The following is a 23124-nucleotide window of genomic DNA, read 5'->3' as shown; positions in this document are numbered from 1 at the left end:
CCCACACCCTAGCGGGGAGCCCGTCGGAGCGGGATGCCTGGCCGAGCGGGGGCCGGGGATAGACTCGATCCTCGTGCAGGCAATCGGAATCGACATCGGTGGAACGAAGATCGCGGGTGGCGTCGTCACCGAGCTGGGCGAGATCGTCGCCGAGAGGCGGGTGCCGACGCCGGCGGGCGACTCGAAGGCCATCGTCGACGCCGTCGTCGAGATGATCACGTCGCTGCAGTCCGAGCACGGCGACGTCGTCGCCGCGGGCGTGGCCGCCCCCGGATTCATCGACGCGGCCCAGTCGACCGTCTACTACACGCCGAACATCGCGTGGCGGAACGAGCCCCTCCGGGCGCTGCTGTCCGAGCGCCTCGACCTGCACATCACGATCGACAACGACGCGAACGCCGCAGGCTGGGCCGAGTTCCGATTCGGCGCAGGGCGACTCGCGAGCGACATGACCATGCTCACCATCGGCACGGGCGTCGGCGGGGCGATCGTCGCTCAAGACCGCCTCCTGCGCGGTGGCTTCGGCACGGGCGGCGAGCTCGGTCACCTGCGCGTGGTCCCCGACGGTCTCCCGTGCGGCTGCGGTGCCCGCGGGTGCATCGAGCAGTACGGCTCGGGCCGGGCGCTCCTCCGCATGGCCGGCGAGGTCGCCGACCGCCCCGGTGCCGGCGCCGCTCTGGCAGCGGTCCGCGAGTCCCGGGGCGAGCTGACCGGTCACGACGTCGGCGAGCTCCTCAAGGAGGGCGATCGGGGGGCGGTCGAGGCGCTCCGCGAGCTGGGCGGCTGGCTGGGTCAGGCCGCCGCCTCCCTGTCCGTCGTCCTCGATCCCCAGGTCTTCGTCTTCGGCGGCGGCGTCGCCCAGTCGGGGGAGCTGCTGCTCGCTCCCGTCCGCGAGGCGTACCTCGCGCACCTCCCGGCGCGGGGCTATCACCCCGAGCCCGACTTCGTCATCGCCGAGCTCGTCAACGACGCCGGCGTCGTCGGCGCCGCCGACCTCGCCCGGCTGCACGCCACCGGGCTCTGATCCGAACCGGTCGCTCCGCGATCGGAACCGCCCACCGCACCATCGTCCGACGAGAGATGCATCGATGCTCTACTGGTTCCTGAAGACACTCATCGCGACACCCCTGGTGCTCTCGGTGTTCCGGCCCTGGGTCCGGGGTGCCGAGCACGTGCCCGAGACGGGCGCGGTGATCTTCGCCAGCAACCACCTCTCGTTCGTCGACTCGATCTTCCTGCCCATCGCCCTCGACCGACGCATCTCGTTCCTCGCCAAGAGCGACTACTTCACCGGCAAGGGCGTCAAGGGCTGGGCCATGCGGCTGTTCTTCACGGCGACGGGTCAGCTGTCCATCGACCGTTCGGGCGGCAAGGCGTCGGAGGCGTCGTTGGCCACCGGTCTCTCGGTGCTGAGCCGCGGCGAGCAGCTCGGCATCTACCCCGAGGGCACGCGCAGCCCCGACGGTCGCCTCTACCGCGGTCGCACCGGTGTGGCCCGGATGATCCTCGAGGGCCACGTGCCCGTCATCCCCGTGGCGATGATCGACACCGAGAAGGTCATGAAGACGGGTACGAAGATCCCCAAGATCCGTCGGGTCGGCGTGGTATTCGGCGAGCCCCTGGACTTCAGCCGCTTCGAGGGCATGGAGGGCGACCGGTTCATCCTCCGCTCCATCACCGACGAGATCATGTACGAGCTCAACGCCCTGAGCGGTCAGGAGTACGCCGACGTGTACGCCTCCAGCGTCAAAGAGAAGCGCTCGGGGTCTTCGCGGTAGGCTCGCTCGTCGGGGTCGTTCGACCCCGAGCCCGCTTACGCTCGCAAGGAAGACCGTGACCCAGCCCAGAGAACCGTTCGCCACGTCCGACACCGACGTCGTCGAGGGTCTCGACTATTGGCGCACCCTTCCCATCAAGCAGCAGCCGTCGTGGCCCGACGCCGCGGCGGTCGAGGCGGCCTCCGCCGAGATCGCCACCCTGCCGCCGCTCGTCTTCGCGGGCGAGGTCGACACCCTCCGGTCCAGGCTCGCTTCGGCGGCCCGCGGCGAGGCGTTCCTCCTCCAGGGGGGCGACTGCGCCGAGACGTTCGCCGGGGCCACCGCCGACCAGATCCGCGACCGGGTGAAGACCATCCTCCAGATGGCGGTCGTCCTCACCTACGGCGCCTCGATGCCTGTCATCAAGATGGGCCGGATGGCCGGTCAGTTCGCGAAGCCCCGCTCCAGCGACGACGAGACGCGCGACGGCGTGACCCTCCCGGCCTACCGCGGCGACATCGTCAACGGCTACGACTTCACCCCCGAGTCGCGTCGGGCCGATCCGGCTCGACTGGTCAAGGGGTACCACACCTCGGCATCGACGATAAACCTCATCCGAGCCTTCACCCAGGGCGGCTTCGCCGATCTCCGTCAGGTCCACAGCTGGAACCGGGGCTTCGCGGCCAATCCCGCGAACGCCGCGTACGAGCACCTGGCGAAGGAGATCGACAAGGCCATCCGGTTCATGGAGGCCGCCGGGGCCGACTTCGACGAGCTCAAGCGCGTCGAGTTCTACACCAGCCACGAGGGGCTGCTGATGGACTACGAGCGCCCCATGACACGGATCGACTCCCGCACGGGCGACCCGTACCTCCTGTCGTCGCACTTCGTCTGGATCGGCGAGCGCACCCGCGACCTCGACGGCGCCCACGTCGACTTCCTGTCGCGCGTCCGCAACCCGATCGGGGTCAAGCTCGGGCCGAGCACGACCCCCGACGACATGATGCGCCTGATCGACAAGCTCGATCCCGAGCGCGAGCCCGGTCGTCTGACCTTCATCACCCGCATGGGGGCGAAGAAGATCCGCGACGCCCTGCCGCCGCTGCTCGAGGCGATCACGCGGGCCGATGCGACTCCGCTCTGGGTCAGCGACCCGATGCACGGCAACGGTCTGACCACGCCGACGGGCTACAAGACCCGTCGCTTCGACGAGATCATGGACGAGGTCAAGGGCTTCTTCGAGGCGCACCGCGCCGCGGGCACGCACCCGGGCGGCATCCACATCGAGCTGACCGGCGACGACGTGACGGAGTGCCTCGGCGGCTCCGAGCACATCGACGAGGCCACCTTGGCGACGCGGTACGAGTCGCTCTGCGACCCGCGCCTCAACCACATGCAGTCGCTCGAGCTGGCGTTCCTCGTGGCGGAGGAGCTCGCGGCGAACTGACCCGCACCTCCTCGTCGCCTCGGGCCCCTGTCGATTCCCGGCAGGGGCCCGTCGTCGGTTCAGGAGGCGCGGGTCGCGCCGCCGAGGAGTCTCACTCGACCCGGTAGCTGAGCCTGATCGTCGACCCTGCGGCCACGACGCTCCCGGGTGCCGGGTCGGTGGCGGTGACGGGCAGCGAGGCCTTCCAGTCGTAGAAGGCGCAGGTGAAGTTGAGGCAGTCGTCGAAGTCGGCGAAGAGGCCGAGGGCCTCGAGCTGCGCGGTGGCGTCGTCGATGGTCTGACCGGTGACGTCGGGGACGGTGACCGGAGCCGGGCCGTCCGAGACGATCAGGTCGATGGTGTCACCGGGTGTGACCGGACCCTGCTCCGTCGGCTGAGCGCGGATGACCGACCCGGCCTCCATCTCGCCGCTGTACTCGCTGCCCGACTGCGTGCCGACGAGACCGGCCCCGGTCAGCTCGGACTGGGCGTCTTCCAGGGTCTGGCCGACGACGTCGGGCACGGGGCCGAGCGACACGGTCAGCGTGATCGGCTGCTGTTCGCCGTACTCGGCTCCAGCCGACAGGCCGACCGCGTTCCCGTCCCCGCCGACGCCGGCTATGCCGATCACTGTCCCCTCGTCTTTGGCGTCGAACTGGCGGACGGGCTCCTCGACGGAGAAGTCGGACAGAGCCGCCCGGGCCGCGTCGAGGGTGGCGCCGAGCACCTCCGGGATCGCGATCTGCCGGGGGCCCTGCGACACCACGAGGGTCACCGTCGACCCCTTCTGCAGGGCGGTGCTCGCCTGCGGGTCCGTGGCGGTGACCTGGCCGGCCGGCACCACGGGGGAGAAGTCGCTGCGGTTGTCGGGGGCCACCGTGAAGCCCTCGTCGATGAGCTGCGCGGCGGCGGCCGCCGGGTCCTGCCCCGAGACATCGGGAACCTGGGCCTGAGCGCCGGGGCCGGAGCCGAAGTACCAACCCGCGCCGCCGGCGAGCAGCGCGAGCACCACCACTACGACGAGCCAGATCGCCCCGCGCCGGTGTCGACGGGCGGCGAGAGCCTGCAGGCGGTCGGCGTTGCCGTCTTCGGTGGCGGGGCCGACCGGTCCGGTCCGGTGGCGGGCTCTGGGCACGACCTCCGTGTCGCCCGTCGCGCCCGCCGCCGAGAAGCCCGGCAGCACCGCCGTCGCCGCGGCGGAGGGGAGGACCATCGTGCGGTTCGGCGGGGGACCGGAGGGGTCGGCCAGCGCGCGCTGGACGTCGAGCAGCTGGTCGAGCAGCGCCCGCGCGTCGCGGGGACGGTGCTCGGGGTCGCGAGCCGTGGCCCAGAGCACGAGCTCGTCCAGTTCGACGGGCACCGACGGGTTCACGATGCCGGGAGCCGGAACGGTGTCGTTGGCGTGCTGGTAGGCGATCTGCATGGGCTGGTCGCCCTTGTACGGCTGCTCGCCCGTCAGCATCTCGTAGAGCATGATGCCGAGGGCGTAGATGTCGCTGCGCGTGTCGGCGATGCCCCGGGTCACGAGTTCGGGCGAGAGATAGGCGATGGTGCCGAGCAGGGCGGCCCCGGTCGCCGTGTTGGCCGTCGCCGCCCGGGCCAGCCCGAAGTCGCCGATCTTGATGCGGCCGTCGTCGGCGAGCAGGACGTTCTCGGGCTTGAGGTCGCGGTGCACGATGCCCGCGCGGTGCGCGGCCGCGAGACCTGCCAGCACGGCTTCCATGATGTCCATCGCCTGCTCGGGGGTGAGGACCTTGTGGTCCTGCAGCAGCTCCCGGAGGGTGATGCCCGGCAGGTACTCCATCACCAGGTAGGCGGAGTCGTCGTCCTGGCCCTGGTCGAAGACGTTGACGACGTTCGGGTGCGCCAGGCGTGCCGCCGAGCGCGCCTCCTGGATGAAGCGCTCCTTGAACGAGGCGTCGTCGGCGAGGTGGCCGTGCATGATCTTGATCGCGACGCGGCGCTCGAGTCGGAGGTCGGTCGCGAGGTAGACGGTGGCCATCCCGCCACGCGCGATCCGTGAACGGACCTGGTACCGATCGTCGATGAGCCGGCCGATCATCGGGTCAGTCTGGTTCACGCTCACGGCGCCGATTTTACGGTGCTACGGGCCGCCGGTCGCTCCGAATCACCGGCCGGAGCCGAAGTCGCCCGGCGGGGAGATCGTGCGGCCTAGCCCAGAGCGGCCAGCCAGGAGGCGGCCGACGACTCCCACTTGGCGTACGCGGTCGGGTGACCCGAGATCTGGACGGCCTGCGCCGCGCTCGTCAGCGACATGGACGACCATCCCTTGATGTCGAGCAGGCCCCGGGTGAAGCCCTTGTTGGGGTTGGTCGCGCCGCCGAAGAACAGCTTCGTGGCGTGCGTCGGGTCGAGCAGCTGCGCCCGGGTGCCCCACCCGGTGCTCGGACGCTGCTGGAAGAGCCCGACCGAGTCGCGGTCGCCGTGGTCGATGTTGCGGAGGCTCGACTCCTGTGCGGCGGCGGCGAGGGCGATCACGATGGCGCGGTCGTTCGCGCCGATCTGACGACCGACGGAGATGATCGCCCGGGCGTTGCGCTCCTGCTCGGCGCTCAGGGACGTGCCGGCGGGCCTCGGAGTGGCGGATGTGGCGGCGGGCGTGGTGGTGGGGGCCGAGGTCGCGCCGCGACCGGGGATCGTGAGGGTCTTGCCCGCGTAGATGGTGCTGGTGATGCGCAGGCCGTTCGCCGACAGCAGCGCCGAGACGCTCGTGCCCGTCGCCGACGCGATGCGACCGATCGTGTCGCCCGACTTGATCGTGTACTTCGACCCGGTCGCCGACGACGTGGACGGCGCAGGTGTCGCGGTCTTCTGCGGTGCGGCGGTGCTCGGCGTCGAGCCGCCCGGGACGGTGAGCTTCTGACCGGGGTAGATGATGCTCGACCAGCCGAGGCCGTTGGCCGCGAGGAGAGCCGAGGTGCCGACGCCGTGTGCCCCGGCGATCGAGCTGAGCGTGTCGCCCCGCTTGATCGTGTAGCTGCGGGCGGCTCCCGAGGAGGCGCGGGTCGGCTGAGCACCGGACCCCGCGGTCGTCAGGCTCAGCTTCTGCCCGGGGAAGATCGTCGACTTCCAGCTGAGGCCGTTGAGGGCCAGGACGGAAGCGGTGCTGAGTCCGAACGACCCGGCGATCGTCGCGACCGTGTCGCCCTTCTTCACCGTGTACGAGGAGGGGGCGATGACCGAGGCGCGGGTCGACGCGAGCTCGACCACGGCCTCCTCCACGACGGTCGCCCCGGCCGTCTCGATGGCGGGGAGCACCGGCTTGGGAGCGGCCTGGGGCTTCTTCACCTTGTCGCCCGAGTCGTCGAGCGACGAGATCGGTCCTGTGAGACCGAGGCCCAGTGCCATGGAGCCGACCAGCATGATCGGCACGGTGTTGAGCATGGAGCGAGCGATCTTGCCGGTCGCACGCTGGTCGTCACCGGCTGTGTCGATGCGGCCGAAGGCGCTCGTCGTCGGGCTGTCGTTCATGCGGTGATCCTCGAGTCTCGGGGGGCGAGCGCGCCGTCGGCCTGATTCGGACGGCGTGTCTCGAAGATATCAAGTTGACACAGGTGGTGTGTCAAGTCAATCACCGTGACTGCTGTGACTCCGTTGACTGGTGTGACTGCTGTGGCTGCAGTGACTGTTGAGGTCGGTGTCATTGGCGAGGAGGCACGTCGCCGCCGGGCATGGCAAGGTTGACCGGTGATCGATCTCTCTGCGCAGTCCTGGTTCTCCGACACCGAGTGGTTGGCGGTGCCCGACCTCGTCGAGAAGACGGGCATGAGCGTCAGTCGGGTCCGTCGCCTCTTCGACGACCACGCCCTCGTGGGTGCCAAGGTGGCTGGCGCGCTGCGGACCCCGTCGGTCTTCCTCGATGTGGACGGTCAGCCGCGAAGCGATCTCCGGGGCACGATCACCGTGCTGCACGACAACGGGTTCAGCGATGAGGAGACCCTCGACTGGTTGATGTCGACGGAGGAGTCGCTTGCCACCAGTCCCATCGAGGCCCTCCGGGCCGGTCGCAAGGCCGAGGTCCGACGCGTCGCACAGGGTCTCCTCTGACGCAGCCGCTGGTCGCTCCGCCGACGATGCCGACTGCGGAGTCGCCGCCCCCGCGGTGCGCTACGACGTCCGGCGTGTGACCGTGTCGGCGAGGCGCGTGAGCTGAGCGCGCGCCGACGGCGCGAGCCTCGAGCGGTCGAGGGCGTGCGTGGCTCGCTCGACCTGGTCGCTGATCGACTGCTCGACGGCGTCGACCGCGCCGGAGTCGCGCAGGGTCGCCTGCAGCATCGAGATCTGGTCGTCGTCGAGTTCGGGGTCGCCGAGGAGCTCGTCGAGCAGACGGACGGCGCCGGCGGGCAGGGAGCGCCGGGCCATGGCCACCAGCACGGTGCGCTTGCCCTCTCTGAGGTCGTCGCCGGCGGGCTTGCCCGTGACCTCGGGGTCGCCGAAGACGCCGAGGAGGTCGTCTCTCAGCTGGTAGGCGATTCCGAGCGGCAGGCCGAAGTGACGGAGCGACTCGAGGGCCTCGGGGGAGCCTCCGGCCATCGCCGCGCCGATGGTGAGCGGCGCCTCGACGCTGTACTTGGCCGATTTGTAGACGATCACCCGCTGCGCCCGGGGGAGGAGGTCGATGTCGTCGACCGTGCGCCAGGCGTTCTCCTCGAGGATGTCGAGGTACTGCCCGACCGTGACCTCGGTGCGCATGCGGTTGAACTCGGCCCTGGCCGCCCGAGCGGCGTCGCGGGAGGCGAGCCCGTCGAACGCCTCGGACATGAGCTCGTCGCTCCAGGCCAGGAGCAGATCGCCCATCAGGAGAGCCCCGGAGGTGCCGAACGGGGTGGGATCGCCGAGCCAGGAGCCCTCGCGGTGCAGTCGCTCGAATCGGCGGTGCGCGGACGGCATGCCCCTCCGGGTGTCGGAGTTGTCCATGATGTCGTCGTGGACGAGCGCCGCGGCGTGGAAGAACTCGAGCCCCGTGGAGGCGCCCATCACGGCGTCGAGGGAGCGTGCGTCGGGCGGCGTGCCCATGGGGTCGAACCCCGTGTCGAGACCGGCGACGGACTGCCAGCCCCAGTAGCAGAAGAGCGCCCGGAACCGTTTGCCGCCGCGCAGCAGATCGTTGGAGAAGACCGCGAACGGATCGAGGTCCGGAGCGATGGCGCGGAGCACCGGCCGCTGCCGCTCGAGGAACTGGTCTATCCGCTCTTGAACGACGTCCACTAACCGCGTACTCTCAGCCACGCTGCCTAGCCTAGCGACAGCACTCAGGCATACACTGCCAGCTACTCATACGCGTCGATCCCGAGGTCGTAGGGCCTGTGCTCGAAGGGAACACCAAGATGCCACTTTCCGAACAGGAGCAGCGGCTCCTCGACGAGATGGAGCGCAGCCTCTACAGCAACGACTCCGATTTCGTGGCGGCCGTCGGCAGTGGCCGCGGTCGACCGAACTACACGATGGTCGTCGTCGGCGTGCTGGGCGGTCTGCTCGGCATCGCCGTCATCGTCGCCGGGGTCATCCTGCGCCAGCCGCTCGTCGGCGTCCTCGGGTTCGTCCTCGTTGTGGCCGGTGCGCTCTTCGCCATCGCCCCGCCGAAGCGGAAGGGCGCGTCCGTCCCGCCGCCGCCGAGCTCGTCCCGGTCGTCGAGCACTCGGACGACCGCATCCGGCAGGTCGTCGGCCAGCATGATGGACCGCCTCAACGAGCGCTGGGATCGCCGCAACGACGGCGACGGTGGTCGGTAACCGACTTCCTCCACAGCGCTCCACCGATCTCAGGGGTCGGCCTCCGGGCCGGCCCCTTCGGCGTGCACGGGGCTCTGAGACCGGCCGTTTCGGCGATGGGACGTGCTCCAGCTCGTCGACCCGCTCCTCCTGCAGTCCTGCTGCTCCCTCTTCCTCCACCCCCTCGATCCGCTGAACAGCGGCGATCGAGGGGGTTTTTCTGTGCCCAGAACGGGGCTTTTCGTTGTCGAGTGGTGGGTTGTGGAGTAAAGTGGAGGTACATGGCGCCACCGGGTGCGATGCGGGAGGGGGCGAGGCGCATGTTCCTCGGCACCTACTCGCCCAAGCTCGACGAGAAAGGCCGGATCATCCTTCCCGCGAAGTTCCGTGACGAGCTGGCCTCCGGCCTCGTCATGACCCGCGGTCAGGAGCGCTGCGTGTACGTCTTCTCGCAGCGCGAGTTCGAGGACATGCACTCGCGGATCCGACAGGCGCCCATCACGAGCAAAGAGGGGCGCGACTACATGCGCCTGTTCCTGTCGGGTGCCAGCGACGAGATCCCCGACAAGCAGAACCGGGTCACCATCCCGGCTCAGCTGCGCGACTACGCCGGTCTCGGGCGCGAGCTCACCGTCATCGGCGCCGGCAACCGCGCCGAGATCTGGGCCACCGACGCCTGGAACACCTACTACGAGGCCCAAGAGGCCGCATTCGCCAACACCACGGAGGAGGTGATCCCCGGCCTCTTCTAGGTCTTCGGCCCCGACTCCCAGCCGTCCGCCCTGGCGCACCTTCCCCGGTGCCAGGTCGGGACGGATGGGGATCAGGGCCTGAGAACACGAGCCGACATCGCCATGGCAGAACAGATCCACACCCCCGTCCTCCTCGACCGCACGCTCGAGCTGCTCGCCCCGTCGCTCGGTCGACCGGGCGCCGTCGCCGTCGACTGCACGCTCGGCATGGGTGGTCACACCGAGGCCCTGCTCGCGAGGTTCCCCGAGCTGACGGTCGTCGGCCTCGACCGCGACACGCAGGCCCTCGAGATCGCCGGCGATCGTCTGCGGCCCTTCGGCGACCGCGCCAGGCTCGTGCACACGACCTACGACGGCATCGGCGACGCGCTCGACGGCCTGGGCATCGGCACGGTCGACGGAGTGCTCTTCGACCTCGGGGTGTCGTCGTTGCAGCTCGACCGGGTCGAGCGCGGCTTCTCGTACTCGAAGGACGCACCGCTCGACATGCGGATGGACCCGACGTCCGAGGTCACGGCCGAGACGATCCTCGCCGAGTACCCCGAGTCCGAGCTCCGACGCATCTTCTACCAGTACGGCGAAGAGAAGCTGGCTCCCCGCTACGCCCGTCGCATCGTCGAAGGTCGCGTCGACTCGCCGCTGACCCGCAGCGGCGAGCTGGTCGACCTCCTCGTCGCCGCCACGCCGATGGCCCTTCAGCGCGCGGGTCACCCTGCCAAGCGGGTCTTCCAGGCCCTCCGGATCGAGGTCAACGGCGAGCTCGCCTCCCTCGAGGCGGCGGTACCCGTCGCCCTCGACCGGCTGGGGGAGTCTGGCCGCATGGTCGTGCTCGCCTACCAGTCCCTCGAAGACCGCTTCGTCAAGCGCGAGCTGGCGGCCCGCACGACTTCGACGGCGCCGCAGGGCCTGCCCGTCGAGCTCCCCGAGCACCGCCCCGAATTCCGACTCCTCGTCCGCGGAGCCGAACTGGCCTCAGCGGAAGAGATCGACCGGAACCCCCGGGCCAAACCCGTGCGCCTCCGCGCAGCCGAACGAATCCGGAGATCAGCATGAGCAGCCAGTTCGCCCTCGTCGACCCGACGCCCCTCGTCGACGCAGCTCCCGGCCCCCGTGCTCGGCCGGTCGAGATCGTCGCCAGCCGCGCGCAACGGCGGGCCCGGCCGAAGATCGCCTACGCACTCGTCGCAACGGCGGCCCTCTTCGTCCTCCTCCTCGCGCAGCTGGCCATCAGCATCGCGTTGAGCGACGGGGCCTACAAGATCTCGGCGCTCCAAGCCTCGCAGACCGAGCTCACGCGTGACCAGCAGAAGTACTCCGAGCGCCTCGACGTGCTGTCGTCTCCGCAGAACCTGGCGAACAACGCCGAGGAGCTGGGGATGGTGCGGAACTCCAACCCCGTCTACCTCGATCCCTCCACCGGGGTGGTGCACGGTCAGCCGTCACCCGCCGACGGTGAGGCCGATGGCACCGACAATCTCATCCCCAACACCCTCCTCGACGGCGTCCCCCTGGCGACCGCTCCCGAGAAGGCGGCACCGACCGAGGCCGCACCGGCCGAGGTCGCGCCGTCCGTCGCGGCCGCAGGCGCGGGTGACTCGGGCACCTCGGCGTCCGACACGACGGTCGCCTCCGCGGGGTCGGCCGCGTCGGCGACCGACTCCGCAGCGGCGGGCGCGCCGAGCGAGGGATCGCCCGAGCAGTCGGTAGCGTCTGACCCGAATCAGCTGGCGGCTCCGCAGACCCGTTAGCGGTATCCCCGTCCGGGCCACCGGACGACGACAGCGGTCGGGGCAGCACGGCCCGCCGCGGTGAGGAATCCTTCGTGAACGCAACACCCCGCAGCCGCCGGCTTCGAGCGACCCTGGCCATGGCCCTCGTGATCGCGCTGATCGGGGTGTTTGTCGTCCGACTTGCCGACATCCAGCTCGTCCAGGCGGCCGAGCTGAACGACCAGTCGCAGAACAAGCGCGAGATCAGCCAGGTCATCTACGGAGATCGCGGCGACATCCTGGCCTCCGACGGCACGGTCCTCGCCGGCAGCGTGACGCGTTACAACATCACCGCGGCACCGGCATTCGCCAAGACGCGGACGATCACGGAGAAGGACGCGGACGGCGAGAAGACGAAGAAGACGCTCACCGTCGAGCAGGTCATGGCCCAGGTGGCCGAGATCACCGGCGGCGACGCCGACGCGATGTACGAGAGCATCACGAAAGACCCCACCGCGAACTTCGCGTACCTCGTCAAGGGGGTCGACGTCGACGCCTTCCGCGCCGTCCGCGATCTGAAGAACAGCGGCATCTCCTACCTCTACTACGAGCGCCAGTCGGCTCGGACGTATCCCAACGGATCGGTGGCCGGCAACCTGACCGGGTTCATCGGCACGGACGGTCCGCAGGCGGGCCTCGAGCTCAGCGCCGACCAGTGCCTGGCCGGCACGGACGGAAGCCAGACCTATGAACGAGGCGCCGACGGGGTCCAGCTGCCCGGCAGCACCGTGACCGACAAGGCAGCCGTCCCCGGCGGTGCGCTCACGCTGTCGATCGACAAGGATCTCCAGTACATGACGCAGCAGTCGCTCGCCGAGCAGGCGCAGGCCATCGGGGCCGAGTCGGCGACGGCGGTCGTCATGAAGGCCGACACCGCCGCGCTCCTCGCCGTGGCCGACTACCCGGCCGTCGACCCGAACGACGTCGACGGTACGGATGTGGATGACCTCGGATCGAAGGCGTTCACCGCTTCCTACGAGCCCGGGTCCACGTTCAAGGCGATGACCGCGGCCATGCTCCTCGACTCCGGCACGGCCACCCCGACGAGCCCGGCCACGGTGCCCTACTCGCGCAGCTTCCCCTGGGGTGGCTCGATCCACGACGCGGTGTTCCACCCGACCGAGAACCTCACGCTCACCGGCATCCTCCGCGACTCGTCGAACGTCGGCATCTCGCTGCTCGGCGAGAACCTGCCGGCGCAGGCCAGGTACGACTACATGCTGAAGTTCGGGCTCAACGAGCCCACGGGCGTGGGGTTCCTCGGCGAGCCCACGCAGGGCGTCCGCAACGTCTCCGACTGGGATCAGCAGACCAGCATCAACTCCATGTTCGGGCAGGGCGTCTCCACCACGGCCGTGCACCTGGCGAGCGTCTTCCAGACCCTCGCCAACCACGGTCAGCGGCTTCCCGTGAACCTGGTGCAGAAGTGCACGGCACCCGACGGCTCGGTGTCTCAGACGCCGAGCGCCGAGGGCACCCAGGTCGTCTCGTCGTACGCGGCGGATACGACGGTGAACATGCTCGAGAAGGTCGTCAGCGACGGCGACCTCAAAGACGTCCTGACCATCCCCGGCTACCGTGTCGCGGCCAAGACCGGAACCGCCGAAGTGGCGAAGTCGGACGGCACGGGCTACGGTTCGGACCGCATCGTGTCGGTCGCCGGCATCGCCCCCGCCGAAGACCCGCAGTTCGTCGTCGTCGTGACCTTCACGAAGCCCAGTACCATCAAGACGTCGGCCGCCGCGGCGCCGACCTTCAACAAGATCATGTCCCAGGCCCTCGAGATGTACCGCGTCCCTCCGTCGACGGAGCCGGCACCGGACATCGCCGAGACCTGGTGAGAGAAGAGGATTCATTGAACGCCCGGATCCCCCCGGTCCTCCGACCGGAACATCCGTCGGCGAGGTCCCTCGCCCAACTGGTCAGCGAGTTCGGACTCGAGCACGAGGGCTCCCTCGACGGCATCGAAGTCACGGGCGTCACGCTGAGCACGGCGGACCTCCACCCCGGCGACCTGTACGTCGGCATGCCCGGCGCGCACCGACACGGTGCCGAGTTCGCCGCCCAGGCCCGTGAGGGCGGTGCGGTGGCTCTGCTCACCGACCAGGCCGGTCTCGACATCGCGCGCGAGTCGGGCCTGCCCGTCGTGCTGGTCGACTCGCCGCGCGCCGCCCTCGGCGACGTGTCCGCCTGGATCTACCGCACGGGCGGCGAGGGCTCACCCCTGCTGTTCGCCGTCACCGGCACGAACGGCAAGACCTCGACGTCGTACCTGCTCGAGGGCATCCTCCGCCAGCTCGGGCTCGTCACCGGTCTGAGCAGCACCGCCGAGAGGCACATCGGCGACCTCACGGTCGTCAGCCGACTCACCACGCCCGAGGCGAGCGAGATGCACGCCCTCCTCGCCCGGATGCGCGAGAGCGAGGTCCGTGCGGTCGCCGTCGAGGTGAGCGCCCAGGCTCTCAGCCGCAATCGCGTCGACGGGCTGGTCTTCGACGTGGCCGCATTCACGAACCTCAGTCACGACCACCTCGACGACTACGCCGACATGGAGGAGTACTTTCATGCGAAGCTGCCGCTCTTCCAACCCGATCGGGCGAAGCGCGCCGTCATCTCCCTCGACTCGCCTTACGGTCAGCGCGTCGTCGACAACGCCCGCATCCCGCTGACGACGATCACGGTCCTGCCCGACGTCGAGGCGGACTGGACGGTCGAGATCGTCGACGAGCAGGCGGCCTACACCGAGTTCCGCCTGACCGGCCCCGAGAACCGGTCGCTCGTGACGAGGGTGCCGCTCATCGGCTGGCACATGGTCGCCAACGCGGCGCTCGCGATCGTCATGCTCGTCGAGGCGGGCTTCGAGCTCGGGGCGATCGCCCAGGCGCTCGAGACGGAGGGCGGCATCGTCGCGTACCTGCCCGGTCGCACCGAGCGCGTCTCCGGCGACAGAGGGCCCAGCGTGTACGTCGACTTCGGGCACAGCCCCGACGCCTTCCTGACCACCCTCGCCGCGGTCCGGCGCTTCACCACCGGCAAGGTCGTCATGCTCTTCGGCGCGGACGGCGACCGCGACACCACCAAGCGCGGCGAGATGGCCCGCGTCGCAGCCGCCGGTTCCGACATCCTGGTCGTCACCGATCACCACCCGCGGTTCGAAGACCCCGCAGCCATCCGACGCACGCTCGTCGACGCTGCGCGCGAGGCCTACCCCGAGCACGAGATCCACGAGGTGAGTCCGCCCGAGGCGGCCATCCGTGCCGCCGTGGCGCTGGCGGGCGAGGGCGACTCGATCCTCTGGGCAGGCCCCGGTCACCAGGACTACCGCGACATCCGGGGTGAGCGCACGCCCTACTCGGCGCGCGATGAGGCCCGTGCGGCCCTGCGTGAGGCCGGGTGGGCCGAATGATCGCGCTGACCGCTCACGAGATCGCCGAGATCACCGGCGGAGCACTCGGCGGCGCCGTCGTCGACGGGCTCGTCCTCGACGGCTCCGTCGAGACGGACTCGCGTCTCGTCACCCCGGGGTCGATCTTCTTCGCCCTGCGCGGAGAGGTCACCGACGGTCACCTCTTCGTCGACGCCGCAGTCTCCAACGGGGCCGCGCTCGTCGTCGCCGAGCAGCCGGTCGAGACCGATGTCCCGACGGTCGTCGTCGGCGACGGCGTCGTGGCGCTCTCGCGTCTGGCCGCTGCCGTCGTCGAGCGCGTGCGTCGTCACGGCCGGCTCAAGGTCGTGGGCATCACCGGCTCGAACGGCAAGACGAGCACGAAGAACATGCTCCGCGCCATCCTGTCGGACATCGCTCCGACGGTCGCTCCCGAGGGGTCCTTCAACAACCACGTCGGCGCACCGATCTCGATGCTGCGCATCGACGACTCGACCGAGTACCTCGTGGTCGAGATGGGCGCTGCCGGCCCGGGTGAGATCGCTCGTCTGGTCGACATCGCCCGCCCCGACACGGGCGTCGTGCTCAAGGTGGGGCTCGCTCACGCCGGCGGCTTCGGCGGGATCGAGGGCACTCGTGCCGCCAAGGCCGAGATGGTGACGGACCTCCCCGAGTCGGGCACCGCCGTGCTGAACGCCGATGACGAGCGCGTGGCCGGCATGGCGTCCGTCACGGCGGCACGCGTGGTCACCTTCGGGCAGAGCCCGACGGCCGACTACCGGGCGTCCGACGTCGACGTCACGGCCGGGGGCACCACCTTCGTCTTCGAGCACGGCGACCTGCGTCGCCGTGTCGCTCTGCGCATCCTCGGCGAGCATCACGTGATGAACGCCCTGGCCGCGCTCACCGTCGTGGGCGAGTGGGGTGTCGATCTCGATCGAGCGGCCACCGTCCTCGAGGGCGTGGCCCGAGCCGAGCGCTGGCGCATGGAGCTCTTCGAGGCACCGGGCGGGGTCGCCGTCGTCAACGACGCGTACAACGCGAGTCCCGATTCCGTCGCGGCCGCCCTCAAGACCCTCGCCCAGATCACGCCCACCGACGGCCGATCCATCGCCGTCCTCGGCGAGATGGCCGAGCTGGGCGAGTTCGCCCGTGACGAGCACGACCGCATCGGCCGCCTCGTCGTGCGTCTCAACATCTCGCAGCTGATCGTGGTCGGTCAGGCCGCGCGGCACATCCACATGGCAGCTGGGCTCGAGGGCTCCTGGGACGGAGAATCACTGCTCGTGGACACCATCGACGAGGCGTACGACCTCCTCCATCCCGGACTCCGCACCGGCGACGTCGTGCTCGTGAAGTCGTCCAAGTCCGCGGGGCTCAGATTCCTCGGAGACCGTCTCGCGGGGGTCGACGCATGATCGCCCTCCTGATCGCGGGAGCCGTCTCCCTCGTCTTCACGCTGCTGATGACGCCTCTGTTCATCAAGCTGTTCCACCGTCTCGGCTGGGGCCAGTTCATCCGCGACGACGGTCCGCAGTCGCACCACACGAAGCGCGGCACCGCCACGATGGGCGGCATCGTCCTCATCCTCGGCACGGTGATCGGCTACTTCGTCGGCCATCTCGTCGCACAGGACGAGCTGACCTCGAGCGGTCTGCTCGTGCTGTTCCTCATGGTGGGTCTCGGGGCCGTGGGCTTCCTCGACGACTTCCTGAAGGTGCGCAACCAGCGCAGTCTCGGTCTCGGCGGCTGGGCGAAGATCATCGGTCAGGTCGTCGTGGGCGCGGTGTTCGCGATCCTCGCCCTCTCGTTCCCGAACGAGAACGGTCTGACGCCCGCGTCGACGAAGATCTCGGGGATCCGCGACATCCCGTGGCTCGACTTCATGTTCTTCGGCAGCATCATCGGCGGTGGGCTCTTCCTGATCTGGGTCGTGCTGATCACCGTCAGCACGTCGAACGGCGTGAACGTCGCCGACGGGCTCGACGGTCTGGCGACCGGATCCTCCATCCTCGCCATCGCGTCGTACATCTTCATCGGCTTCTGGCAGTTCAACCAGTCGTGCTTCAGCACGCGCCTCGACGAGACGACGCGATCCGCCTGCTACACGGTCGCCAACCCGCTCGACCTCGCCGTGGTCGCCGCGGCCATCTGCGGCGGTCTGATCGGCTTCCTGTGGTGGAACACCTCCCCGGCGCAGATCTTCCTCGGCGACACCGGGTCGCTCGGTCTCGGCGGCGCCCTCGCCGCCCTGGCGATCCTCAGCCGCACCGAGCTGCTCCTCGTGCTCATCGGCGGCCTGTTCATCGTCGTCACCGGTTCGGTCATCCTCCAGCGGGCGTACTTCAAGCTCACCAAGGGCAAGCGGATCTTCCTGATGAGTCCGCTGCATCACCACTTCGAGCTGAAGGGCTGGGCCGAGGTCACGGTGGTCGTCCGGTTCTGGATCATCGCCGGGCTCTTCGTCGCCGCCGGCGTCGGCGTGTTCTACCTCGAATGGATCTCCCGCACCTCATGACCGACGCACCTCTCGACGGCGGACCCGCCCAGCGCCTCCTCGGTCTCGACAGCTGGCACGCCGACTGGTCGGGTCTCCGCGTGGCCGTCCTCGGGCTGGGGGTCACCGGTTTCTCGGTGGCCGACACCTTGACCGAGCTCGGCGCACGCGTCGTGGTGCTCGCGCCGGCCGTCGACGACGATCGCGCCGAGCTGCTCGACCTGATCGGGGCGGAGCTGCTGATCGAACCCGAGATGTCGACCGCTCCGGAGGCGCTGGTCGCCTTCGCCCCCGAGGTCGTCGTCGTCTCGCCGGGATTCGCGCCGCACCACCCGCTCGTCCGGTGGGCGGACGAGAGCGGGGCAGCCGTCTGGGGCGACGTCGAGCTGGCGTGGCGCGTCCGCGACAAGACCTCGCGGGTCGCCGAGTGGCTTCTGGTCACCGGCACCAACGGCAAGACGACCACCACGCAGCTCGCGACGGCGATGGCCGTCGCCGACGGCAGGCGGGCCGCTGCGGTCGGGAACATCGGCGTGCCGGTGCTCGACGCGGTGCGCGACCCCGAGGGCCACGATCTGTTCGTCGTCGAGCTCTCGAGCCACCAGCTGCACAGCCTGCCGCTCGACGGCCCCGGCGCGCTGCGGCCGCTCGCGGCCGTCTGCCTGAATCTCGAGGACGACCACCTCGAGTGGCACGGGGGAGCCGACGCCTACCGGGACGCGAAGGCGAAGGTCTACTCGAACGCCGTCCGCGCCTGCGTCTACAACAAGGCCGACGACGCCACACGGCGCATGGTCGAAGACGCCGACGTCGCCGAGGGCTGCCGTGCGATCGGCTTCGGCCTGTCGGCGCCCGGTCCGAGCGACTTCGGCGTGGTGTCCGGCGACGACGGGGGAGTCCTCGTCGACCGTGCGTTCCTGGCGGCCCGCCGGACGAGCGCGCTCGAGCTGACCACGACGACGGCCCTCGACGAGGTCGGCCTCGGCGCCGATCACCTCGTCGCCGACGTGCTCGCGGCCGCCGCACTCGTCCGGGCCGCGGGTGTCGACCCGGTGTCGATCAAGACCGCGCTGGCGGGGTTCCGGGTCGACCACCACCGGATGGAGGTCGTGGGCGAGGCCGACGGCGTCACGTGGGTGGACGACTCGAAGGCGACGAATCCGCATGCGGCGCGCGCCTCCCTGGCTGCCTTCCCGTCGGTCGTGTGGATCGTCGGCGGCGTGTTCAAGGGCGTCGACGTCGAACCGCTCGTCGAGGAGTCCGTCGACCGGGTCCGTGCCGCGGTCGTGATCGGCACCGACCGGCTGGGCATCGTCCAGGCCTTCGGGCGACACGCGCCCGACATGCCCGTCTTCGAGGTCGAGGCGACCGACACTGAGCAGGTGATGCCGACGGCCGTGAGGCTGGCGGCCGAGGCCGCGCAGGCCGGCGATGTCGTCCTGCTGGCCCCGGCGGCGGCATCGTTCGATCAGTTCAGCGACTACACCGCGCGCGGCAGGGCATTCTCCTCCGCCGTCCACGACCACTCGGGAGGCACGGCCGATGGCCCATCCACCGTCCAGCCTCCCGCGTCGCCGCTTGGCTGACCTCACCGGGCGCCGCTCCCGCCCGACGACCGATCCGGGTGCCGACACCGACTCGACCGACCCGTCGGGGCGCCCCGCCGCGGCGGTCGTCGCGGTGAAGCGTCTGTTCGCGGCCGAGACCGGCTCCTTCTTCGTGATCCTCGGCACGACCCTGTTCCTCGTCGTCCTGGGTCTCGTCATGGTCCTCTCGTCGTCGTCGGTGGAGTCGTACATCGCCTCCGGTCAGACCTCGTTCTTCGGATCGTTCGTGCGCCAGGGGATCTACGCCGCGGTCGGCATCCCGCTGATGCTGATCGTCTCGCGCGTCCCCATCTGGTTCTGGAAGCGCTGGGCATGGCAGATCCTCGGCGCGACCCTCGTGCTCCAGCTGCTCGTCTTCACCGGTCTCGGCATCGAGGTCGGCGGCAACCGCAACTGGATCGACCTCGGCTCGTTCACCGCTCAGCCGTCCGAGGCCGTCAAACTCGCCCTCGCCATCTGGCTCGGCATGATCCTCGCCGTCAAGCGCGACCTCCTCGACGACTGGCGCCACCTGGCCATCCCGCTGGTGCCCGTCGTGCTCGTCGCGGTCGGCCTGGTCGTCGCCGGCGGAGACCTCGGTACGACCATGGTCATGCTGCTGCTCGTGTTCGGGGCCGTCTGGTTCGCCGGCATCAAGCTCCGCTACCTGCTCATCCCCATCGCCCTGCTGGCCGTGGTCGTCCCGATGATCGCGTTCGGATCGGTGTCGCGCAACGACCGGATCGCGGCCTGGATGGCCGGCTGCAGCGACGACAGCGCCTATCAGGGCATCTGCTGGCAGTCCCTGCACGGCACCTGGGCGCTCGCCTCGGGCGGGCTCTTCGGGGTCGGGCTCGGCAACTCGAAGGCGAAGTGGTCGTGGCTGCCCGAGGCGGACAACGACTTCATCTTCGCCGTGCTCGGCGAAGAGCTCGGCCTGATCGGCGCGGTCGTCGTCCTGGCCCTCTTCGTCGTGCTGGCCATCGCGTTCATCAAGATCATCCGCAAGACGCGCGACCCGTTCGTGCGCGTCGTCACGGGGGCCATCGCGGCCTGGATCGTCGGACAGGCCCTCATCAACATCGCCGTCGTGCTCGGCCTGCTGCCGGTGCTCGGGGTGCCCCTGCCGTTGATCTCGGCGGGCGGGTCCGCTCTGATCGTCACCCTGGTGGCGATCGGCGTCGTCCTCTCGTTCGCCCGGTATCCGGAGGAGTCGGAGCCGAGCCCGACCGTCGGTCGTCAACGAGTAGGGTCTCTCCGGTGACGACGTACCTTCTCGCCGGCGGAGGAACCGCCGGGCATGTGAACCCGCTCCTGGCCGTGGCCGACCGCATCCGCCTCCGCGAGCCCGATGCCGTCGTGCTCGTGCTCGGAACGGCCGAGGGCCTCGAGGCGCGGCTCGTCCCGCTCCGGGGCTACGAGCTGCTGACCGTCCCCCGTCTGCCGTTCCCGCGTCGACCCTCGGCGGCCGCTCTGCGATTCCCTTCTCGGCTGGTCCAGGCGGTCCAGGGTGTTCGAGAGCTCCTCAGACGACACCGCGTCGACGTCGTCGTCGGATTCGGCGGGTACGCGTCCGCCCCGGCCTACATGGCGGCGTGGCGATCGAAGGTCCCCTTCGTCGTGCACGAGGCCAATGCGAAGCCGGGCATCGCGAACGTCCTCGGCTCGTACCTGACCTCGCACGTCGGAACGGTCTTCCGCTCGACGTCGCTCCGTCACGGCCGCCAGGTGGGCATGCCGCTGCGCCACGAGATCGAGACCCTCGACCGTCGGGCCAGCCGCTCCGAGGCCGTGGCGGAGTTCGGGCTCGACGAGTCGAAGCCCACGCTTCTGGTCACCGGGGGGTCGAGCGGTGCGAAGCGCATCAACGAGACCATGTCGACGGCCGCAGCCTCCGTGCTCGGCGCCGGCTGGCAGATCCTCCACATCACCGGGGCGAAGTCGGATCTGGGGCCGAGCGACCTGCCCGACCACCACCTCCTGCGCTACTGCGACCGCATGGACCTCGCACTGTCCGCCGCCGACTTCGTCGTGTCCCGTTCGGGCTCGGCGACGGTGAGCGAGCTCACCGCCCTCGGTCTGCCCTCCGTGCTCGTGCCCTACCCGGTCGGCAACGGCGAGCAGCGCCACAACGCGACCGACGTCGTCCAGGCCGGAGGCGCGGTGCTGGTCGTCGACGCCGACTTCACACCCGAGTGGGTCGCCTCGACCCTCGTGCCTCTGCTCCTCGACCGTTCGCGGATCGCCGACATGGCGGTGCAGGCGTCGACGGTCGGAGTCCTCGACGGCACCGACCGCACCGTCGACCTCGTGATCGACGCGGCGCGACCTCGAGACCGATCCACCGCCGACGCACCGGCGAGAACCCCCGCGACGAACGACGAGAACTCATGATCAAGCCCGACCTCAGCCAGCAGATCCCGACCGAACTCGGTCACGTCCACTTCGTCGGCATCGGCGGATCGGGCATGAGCGGCATCGCCCGGGTGTTCCTCGCGGCCGGGCACGAGGTGACCGGCTCGGACATCCGCGACACTCCCGGGGTCCAGGCCCTGCGCGATCTCGGCGCCACCGTGTCGATCGGCCACGACGCCGCCAATCTCGGCGACGCCGACACCCTCGTGGTGACCGGGGCGCTCTGGCAGGACAATCCCGAGTATCGGGCCGCCCTCGCCAAGGGGCTCCCCGTGCTGCACCGCTCGCAGGCGCTCGCCTGGCTGATCGGTGGTCAGCGCCTGGTCTCCGTCGCCGGCGCGCACGGCAAGACGACGTCCACCGGGATGATCGTGACCGCGCTCCTGGCGGCCGGCCGCGACCCCAGCTTCGTCAACGGGGGAGTCATCCAGTCCCTCGGCGTGAGTGCTCGGGGCGGCACGGAGGAGCTCGTGGTCGTCGAGGCCGACGAGTCCGACGGCTCGTTCCTGCTCTACGACACCTCCGTCGCGCTCGTCACCAACGTCGACGCCGACCACCTCGACCACTACGGCTCGCATGAGGCGTTCGACGAGGCCTTCGTGCAGTTCGCCGGTGCGGCTTCCGAACTCGTCGTCATCTCCAGCGACGACCCCGGCGCCCGCCGGGTCCGAGCCGCGCTCGAGCACTCGAACGTCGTCACCTTCGGACTCGACGCCGGGGCCGACGTGCGTCTGAGCGACGTCGCGACGGTCGGGCCGGTGTCGTTCACCCTGCATCACGCCGGCACCGAGCGCCCCGTCCAGCTGAGGGTGCCCGGGGTGCACAACGCCGTCAACGCGGCGGGTGCCTTCGCCGTGCTGATCGGCCTCGGCGTCGACCCCGAGGCGGCGGTCGCCGGACTCGAGACCTTCGGTGGCACGGAGCGCCGCTTCGAGCTGCACGGCACCGTCGCCGGGGTCAGCGTCTACGACGACTACGCCCACCACCCGACAGAGGTGGCGGCGGCGCTGCAGGCGGCGCGGTCCGTCGTGGGCGACGGGCGGCTCATCGCCGTGCACCAGCCGCACCTCTACAGCCGCACCCGCATGATGGCCGGAGAGTTCGCCGAGACCTACGAGTCGCTCGCCGACCACACGATCGTCCTCGACGTCTACGGCGCGCGGGAGGACCCCGAGCCGGGAGTCACGGGCGCGCTGGTCTCCGAGCGCTTCGCCGACCCCTCGCGGGTCGACTTCGTCTCCGACTGGCAGGCCGCCGCCGTGCGCACGGCCGAGGTCGCCCGCGACGGCGACTTCGTCATCACGCTCGGCTGCGGCGATGTGTACCGCATCGTGCCGCAGCTGCTCGCCGCGCTCGACGCGGGCGCCGCGCCCGTCGATCCCGTGTCGGAAAAGACCGGAGCGTGACTCGACCGACCAGCCCCGGCGTCAGGGACCGGTCGTGAAGCGGCCCGAGGGATTCGACCCCTCGGCCCGCCCCGCGCCGAGATCCGACGCGCCGAACGGAGGCGAGACCCCGGGGGCTGCATCCGACGGGCCAGGCGAGGGATCCACCCCGGGTCGTCTGCGATCCCGGCTGGGTGCGCTGCGCCTCCCCGGTTCACGGGACGACTCGTCGCGACCGGTCGACCCCGGGGAGGAATCCGGCGCCGACGGGTCGGCATCGGCCTCGATGTCCGACCGTCGACCGTCGGGCGGCGACGGTGACAGCGCAGCGGATGGACCGCGGCCGACGAAGAGCGAGCCGTCGGAGCCCGTGAGCCTGCCGACGCGCGACACGTCGCGCGACGAGGCGCGTCGTCGAGC

At 70.2% G+C, this 23124-nt stretch carries 19 protein-coding genes; 16 read left to right on the top strand and 3 right to left on the bottom strand.

What is annotated here, in order from left to right:
* The first annotated feature begins 73 nt into the window (after window positions 1–73).
* The 3 genes from IFT51_RS07600 to IFT51_RS07590 all read left to right on the top strand — a co-directional run bounded on the left by IFT51_RS07600 (window position 74) and on the right by IFT51_RS07590 (window position 3204).
* Window positions 74–1024, top strand: a complete 951-nt coding sequence (locus IFT51_RS07600; RefSeq protein ID WP_192060459.1) for an ROK family glucokinase — start codon at window positions 74–76, stop codon at window positions 1022–1024.
* 64 nt (window positions 1025–1088) lie between these two features.
* A complete protein-coding gene (locus IFT51_RS07595; protein ID WP_192060458.1) occupies window positions 1089–1778 on the top strand; it encodes a 1-acyl-sn-glycerol-3-phosphate acyltransferase in 690 nt (229 codons plus the stop codon).
* A 55-nt stretch (window positions 1779–1833) separates the two neighbouring features.
* Window positions 1834–3204, top strand: a complete 1371-nt coding sequence (locus IFT51_RS07590; protein ID WP_192060457.1) for a class II 3-deoxy-7-phosphoheptulonate synthase — start codon at window positions 1834–1836, stop codon at window positions 3202–3204.
* 91 nt (window positions 3205–3295) lie between these two features.
* On the opposite strand, the gene pknB is transcribed toward IFT51_RS07590, so the two are convergent.
* Together pknB and IFT51_RS07580 are read right to left on the bottom strand one after the other, a co-directional pair.
* The gene (gene pknB / locus IFT51_RS07585; protein ID WP_192060456.1) at window positions 3296–5269 is read right to left on the bottom strand and encodes a Stk1 family PASTA domain-containing Ser/Thr kinase; all 1974 of its coding nucleotides are present in this window, start codon (window positions 5267–5269) and stop codon (window positions 3296–3298) included.
* 86 nt (window positions 5270–5355) lie between these two features.
* Window positions 5356–6675, bottom strand: coding sequence for a LysM peptidoglycan-binding domain-containing protein (locus IFT51_RS07580; protein WP_243213971.1), 1320 nt, complete (start codon window positions 6673–6675; stop codon window positions 5356–5358).
* A 216-nt stretch (window positions 6676–6891) separates the two neighbouring features.
* On the opposite strand from IFT51_RS07580, the gene IFT51_RS07575 reads away from it, so the two are divergent.
* Window positions 6892–7251, top strand: a complete 360-nt coding sequence (locus IFT51_RS07575) for an Rv2175c family DNA-binding protein (protein ID WP_341850017.1) — start codon at window positions 6892–6894, stop codon at window positions 7249–7251.
* A gap of 60 nt (window positions 7252–7311) precedes the next feature.
* Here the strand turns inward: IFT51_RS07575 and IFT51_RS07570 are convergent, their stop codons facing one another.
* The gene (locus IFT51_RS07570) at window positions 7312–8433 is read right to left on the bottom strand and encodes a polyprenyl synthetase family protein (RefSeq protein ID WP_192060455.1); all 1122 of its coding nucleotides are present in this window, start codon (window positions 8431–8433) and stop codon (window positions 7312–7314) included.
* A gap of 98 nt (window positions 8434–8531) precedes the next feature.
* On the opposite strand from IFT51_RS07570, the gene IFT51_RS07565 reads away from it, so the two are divergent.
* The 12 genes from IFT51_RS07565 to murC all read left to right on the top strand — a co-directional run bounded on the left by IFT51_RS07565 (window position 8532) and on the right by murC (window position 22725).
* Window positions 8532–8936: a DUF3040 domain-containing protein gene (locus IFT51_RS07565; protein WP_192060454.1), complete on the top strand. Its 405-nt coding sequence runs from the start codon at window positions 8532–8534 to the stop codon at window positions 8934–8936.
* Between the two features lie 299 nt (window positions 8937–9235).
* Window positions 9236–9667 carry a division/cell wall cluster transcriptional repressor MraZ gene (gene mraZ, locus IFT51_RS07560; RefSeq protein ID WP_192060453.1) on the top strand — a complete coding sequence of 144 codons (432 nt, stop codon included), beginning with the start codon at window positions 9236–9238 and terminating at the stop codon, window positions 9665–9667.
* Window positions 9668–9769: 102 nt separating this feature from the next.
* Complete coding sequence (gene rsmH / locus IFT51_RS07555) at window positions 9770–10720, top strand: 16S rRNA (cytosine(1402)-N(4))-methyltransferase RsmH (RefSeq protein WP_192060452.1); 951 nt, start codon at window positions 9770–9772, stop codon at window positions 10718–10720.
* Window positions 10717–11415, top strand: a complete 699-nt coding sequence (locus IFT51_RS07550; protein ID WP_192060451.1) for a hypothetical protein — start codon at window positions 10717–10719, stop codon at window positions 11413–11415. The genes rsmH and IFT51_RS07550 overlap by 4 nt, the downstream gene beginning before the upstream one ends.
* 74 nt (window positions 11416–11489) lie before the next feature.
* Window positions 11490–13277, top strand: a complete 1788-nt coding sequence (locus IFT51_RS07545) for a peptidoglycan D,D-transpeptidase FtsI family protein (protein ID WP_371740732.1) — start codon at window positions 11490–11492, stop codon at window positions 13275–13277.
* A 14-nt stretch (window positions 13278–13291) separates the two neighbouring features.
* The gene (locus tag IFT51_RS07540) at window positions 13292–14842 is read left to right on the top strand and encodes a Mur ligase family protein (RefSeq protein WP_192060450.1); all 1551 of its coding nucleotides are present in this window, start codon (window positions 13292–13294) and stop codon (window positions 14840–14842) included.
* Window positions 14839–16239: a UDP-N-acetylmuramoyl-tripeptide--D-alanyl-D-alanine ligase gene (gene murF / locus IFT51_RS07535; RefSeq protein WP_192060449.1), complete on the top strand. Its 1401-nt coding sequence runs from the start codon at window positions 14839–14841 to the stop codon at window positions 16237–16239. The genes IFT51_RS07540 and murF overlap by 4 nt, the downstream gene beginning before the upstream one ends.
* Window positions 16236–17339 (top strand): phospho-N-acetylmuramoyl-pentapeptide-transferase, encoded by a 1104-nt coding sequence (gene mraY, locus IFT51_RS07530; RefSeq protein ID WP_192060448.1) that lies wholly within the window; start codon window positions 16236–16238, stop codon window positions 17337–17339. Before murF ends, mraY begins: the two co-directional genes overlap by 4 nt.
* Window positions 17336–18904, top strand: coding sequence for a UDP-N-acetylmuramoyl-L-alanine--D-glutamate ligase (murD, locus tag IFT51_RS07525; RefSeq protein WP_192060447.1), 1569 nt, complete (start codon window positions 17336–17338; stop codon window positions 18902–18904). The genes mraY and murD overlap by 4 nt, the downstream gene beginning before the upstream one ends.
* Window positions 18897–20168, top strand: coding sequence for a putative lipid II flippase FtsW (gene ftsW, locus IFT51_RS07520; RefSeq protein ID WP_243213977.1), 1272 nt, complete (start codon window positions 18897–18899; stop codon window positions 20166–20168). Before murD ends, ftsW begins: the two co-directional genes overlap by 8 nt.
* Window positions 20165–21298 carry a glycosyltransferase gene (locus tag IFT51_RS07515; protein ID WP_192060445.1) on the top strand — a complete coding sequence of 378 codons (1134 nt, stop codon included), beginning with the start codon at window positions 20165–20167 and terminating at the stop codon, window positions 21296–21298. Before ftsW ends, IFT51_RS07515 begins: the two co-directional genes overlap by 4 nt.
* Window positions 21295–22725 (top strand): UDP-N-acetylmuramate--L-alanine ligase, encoded by a 1431-nt coding sequence (gene murC, locus IFT51_RS07510; RefSeq protein ID WP_192060444.1) that lies wholly within the window; start codon window positions 21295–21297, stop codon window positions 22723–22725. The genes IFT51_RS07515 and murC overlap by 4 nt, the downstream gene beginning before the upstream one ends.
* Window positions 22726–23124 lie beyond the last annotated feature (399 nt).

The sequence above is a fragment of the Frigoribacterium sp. CFBP 13712 genome (assembly GCF_014842255.1).
Taxonomy (GTDB): domain Bacteria; phylum Actinomycetota; class Actinomycetes; order Actinomycetales; family Microbacteriaceae; genus Frigoribacterium.
Note: the sequence above shows the minus strand (reverse complement) of the source record. Positions and strands in the feature narration are given on the sequence as shown.

Bases quoted from the DNA above. Each gene is read 5' to 3' on its own strand.
- IFT51_RS07595 (WP_192060458.1), top strand. From the start codon at position 1,089: ATGCTCTACTGGTTCCTGAAGACACTCATCGCGACACCCCTGGTGCTC.
- IFT51_RS07580 (WP_243213971.1), bottom strand. From the start codon at position 6,675: ATGAACGACAGCCCGACGACGAGCGCCTTCGGCCGCATCGACACAGCC.
- IFT51_RS07565 (WP_192060454.1), top strand. From the start codon at position 8,532: ATGCCACTTTCCGAACAGGAGCAGCGGCTCCTCGACGAGATGGAGCGC.
- mraZ (WP_192060453.1), top strand. From the start codon at position 9,236: ATGTTCCTCGGCACCTACTCGCCCAAGCTCGACGAGAAAGGCCGGATC.
- rsmH (WP_192060452.1), top strand. From the start codon at position 9,770: ATGGCAGAACAGATCCACACCCCCGTCCTCCTCGACCGCACGCTCGAG.
- IFT51_RS07550 (WP_192060451.1), top strand. From the start codon at position 10,717: ATGAGCAGCCAGTTCGCCCTCGTCGACCCGACGCCCCTCGTCGACGCA.
- murF (WP_192060449.1), top strand. From the start codon at position 14,839: ATGATCGCGCTGACCGCTCACGAGATCGCCGAGATCACCGGCGGAGCA.
- mraY (WP_192060448.1), top strand. From the start codon at position 16,236: ATGATCGCCCTCCTGATCGCGGGAGCCGTCTCCCTCGTCTTCACGCTG.
- murD (WP_192060447.1), top strand. From the start codon at position 17,336: ATGACCGACGCACCTCTCGACGGCGGACCCGCCCAGCGCCTCCTCGGT.
- murC (WP_192060444.1), top strand. From the start codon at position 21,295: ATGATCAAGCCCGACCTCAGCCAGCAGATCCCGACCGAACTCGGTCAC.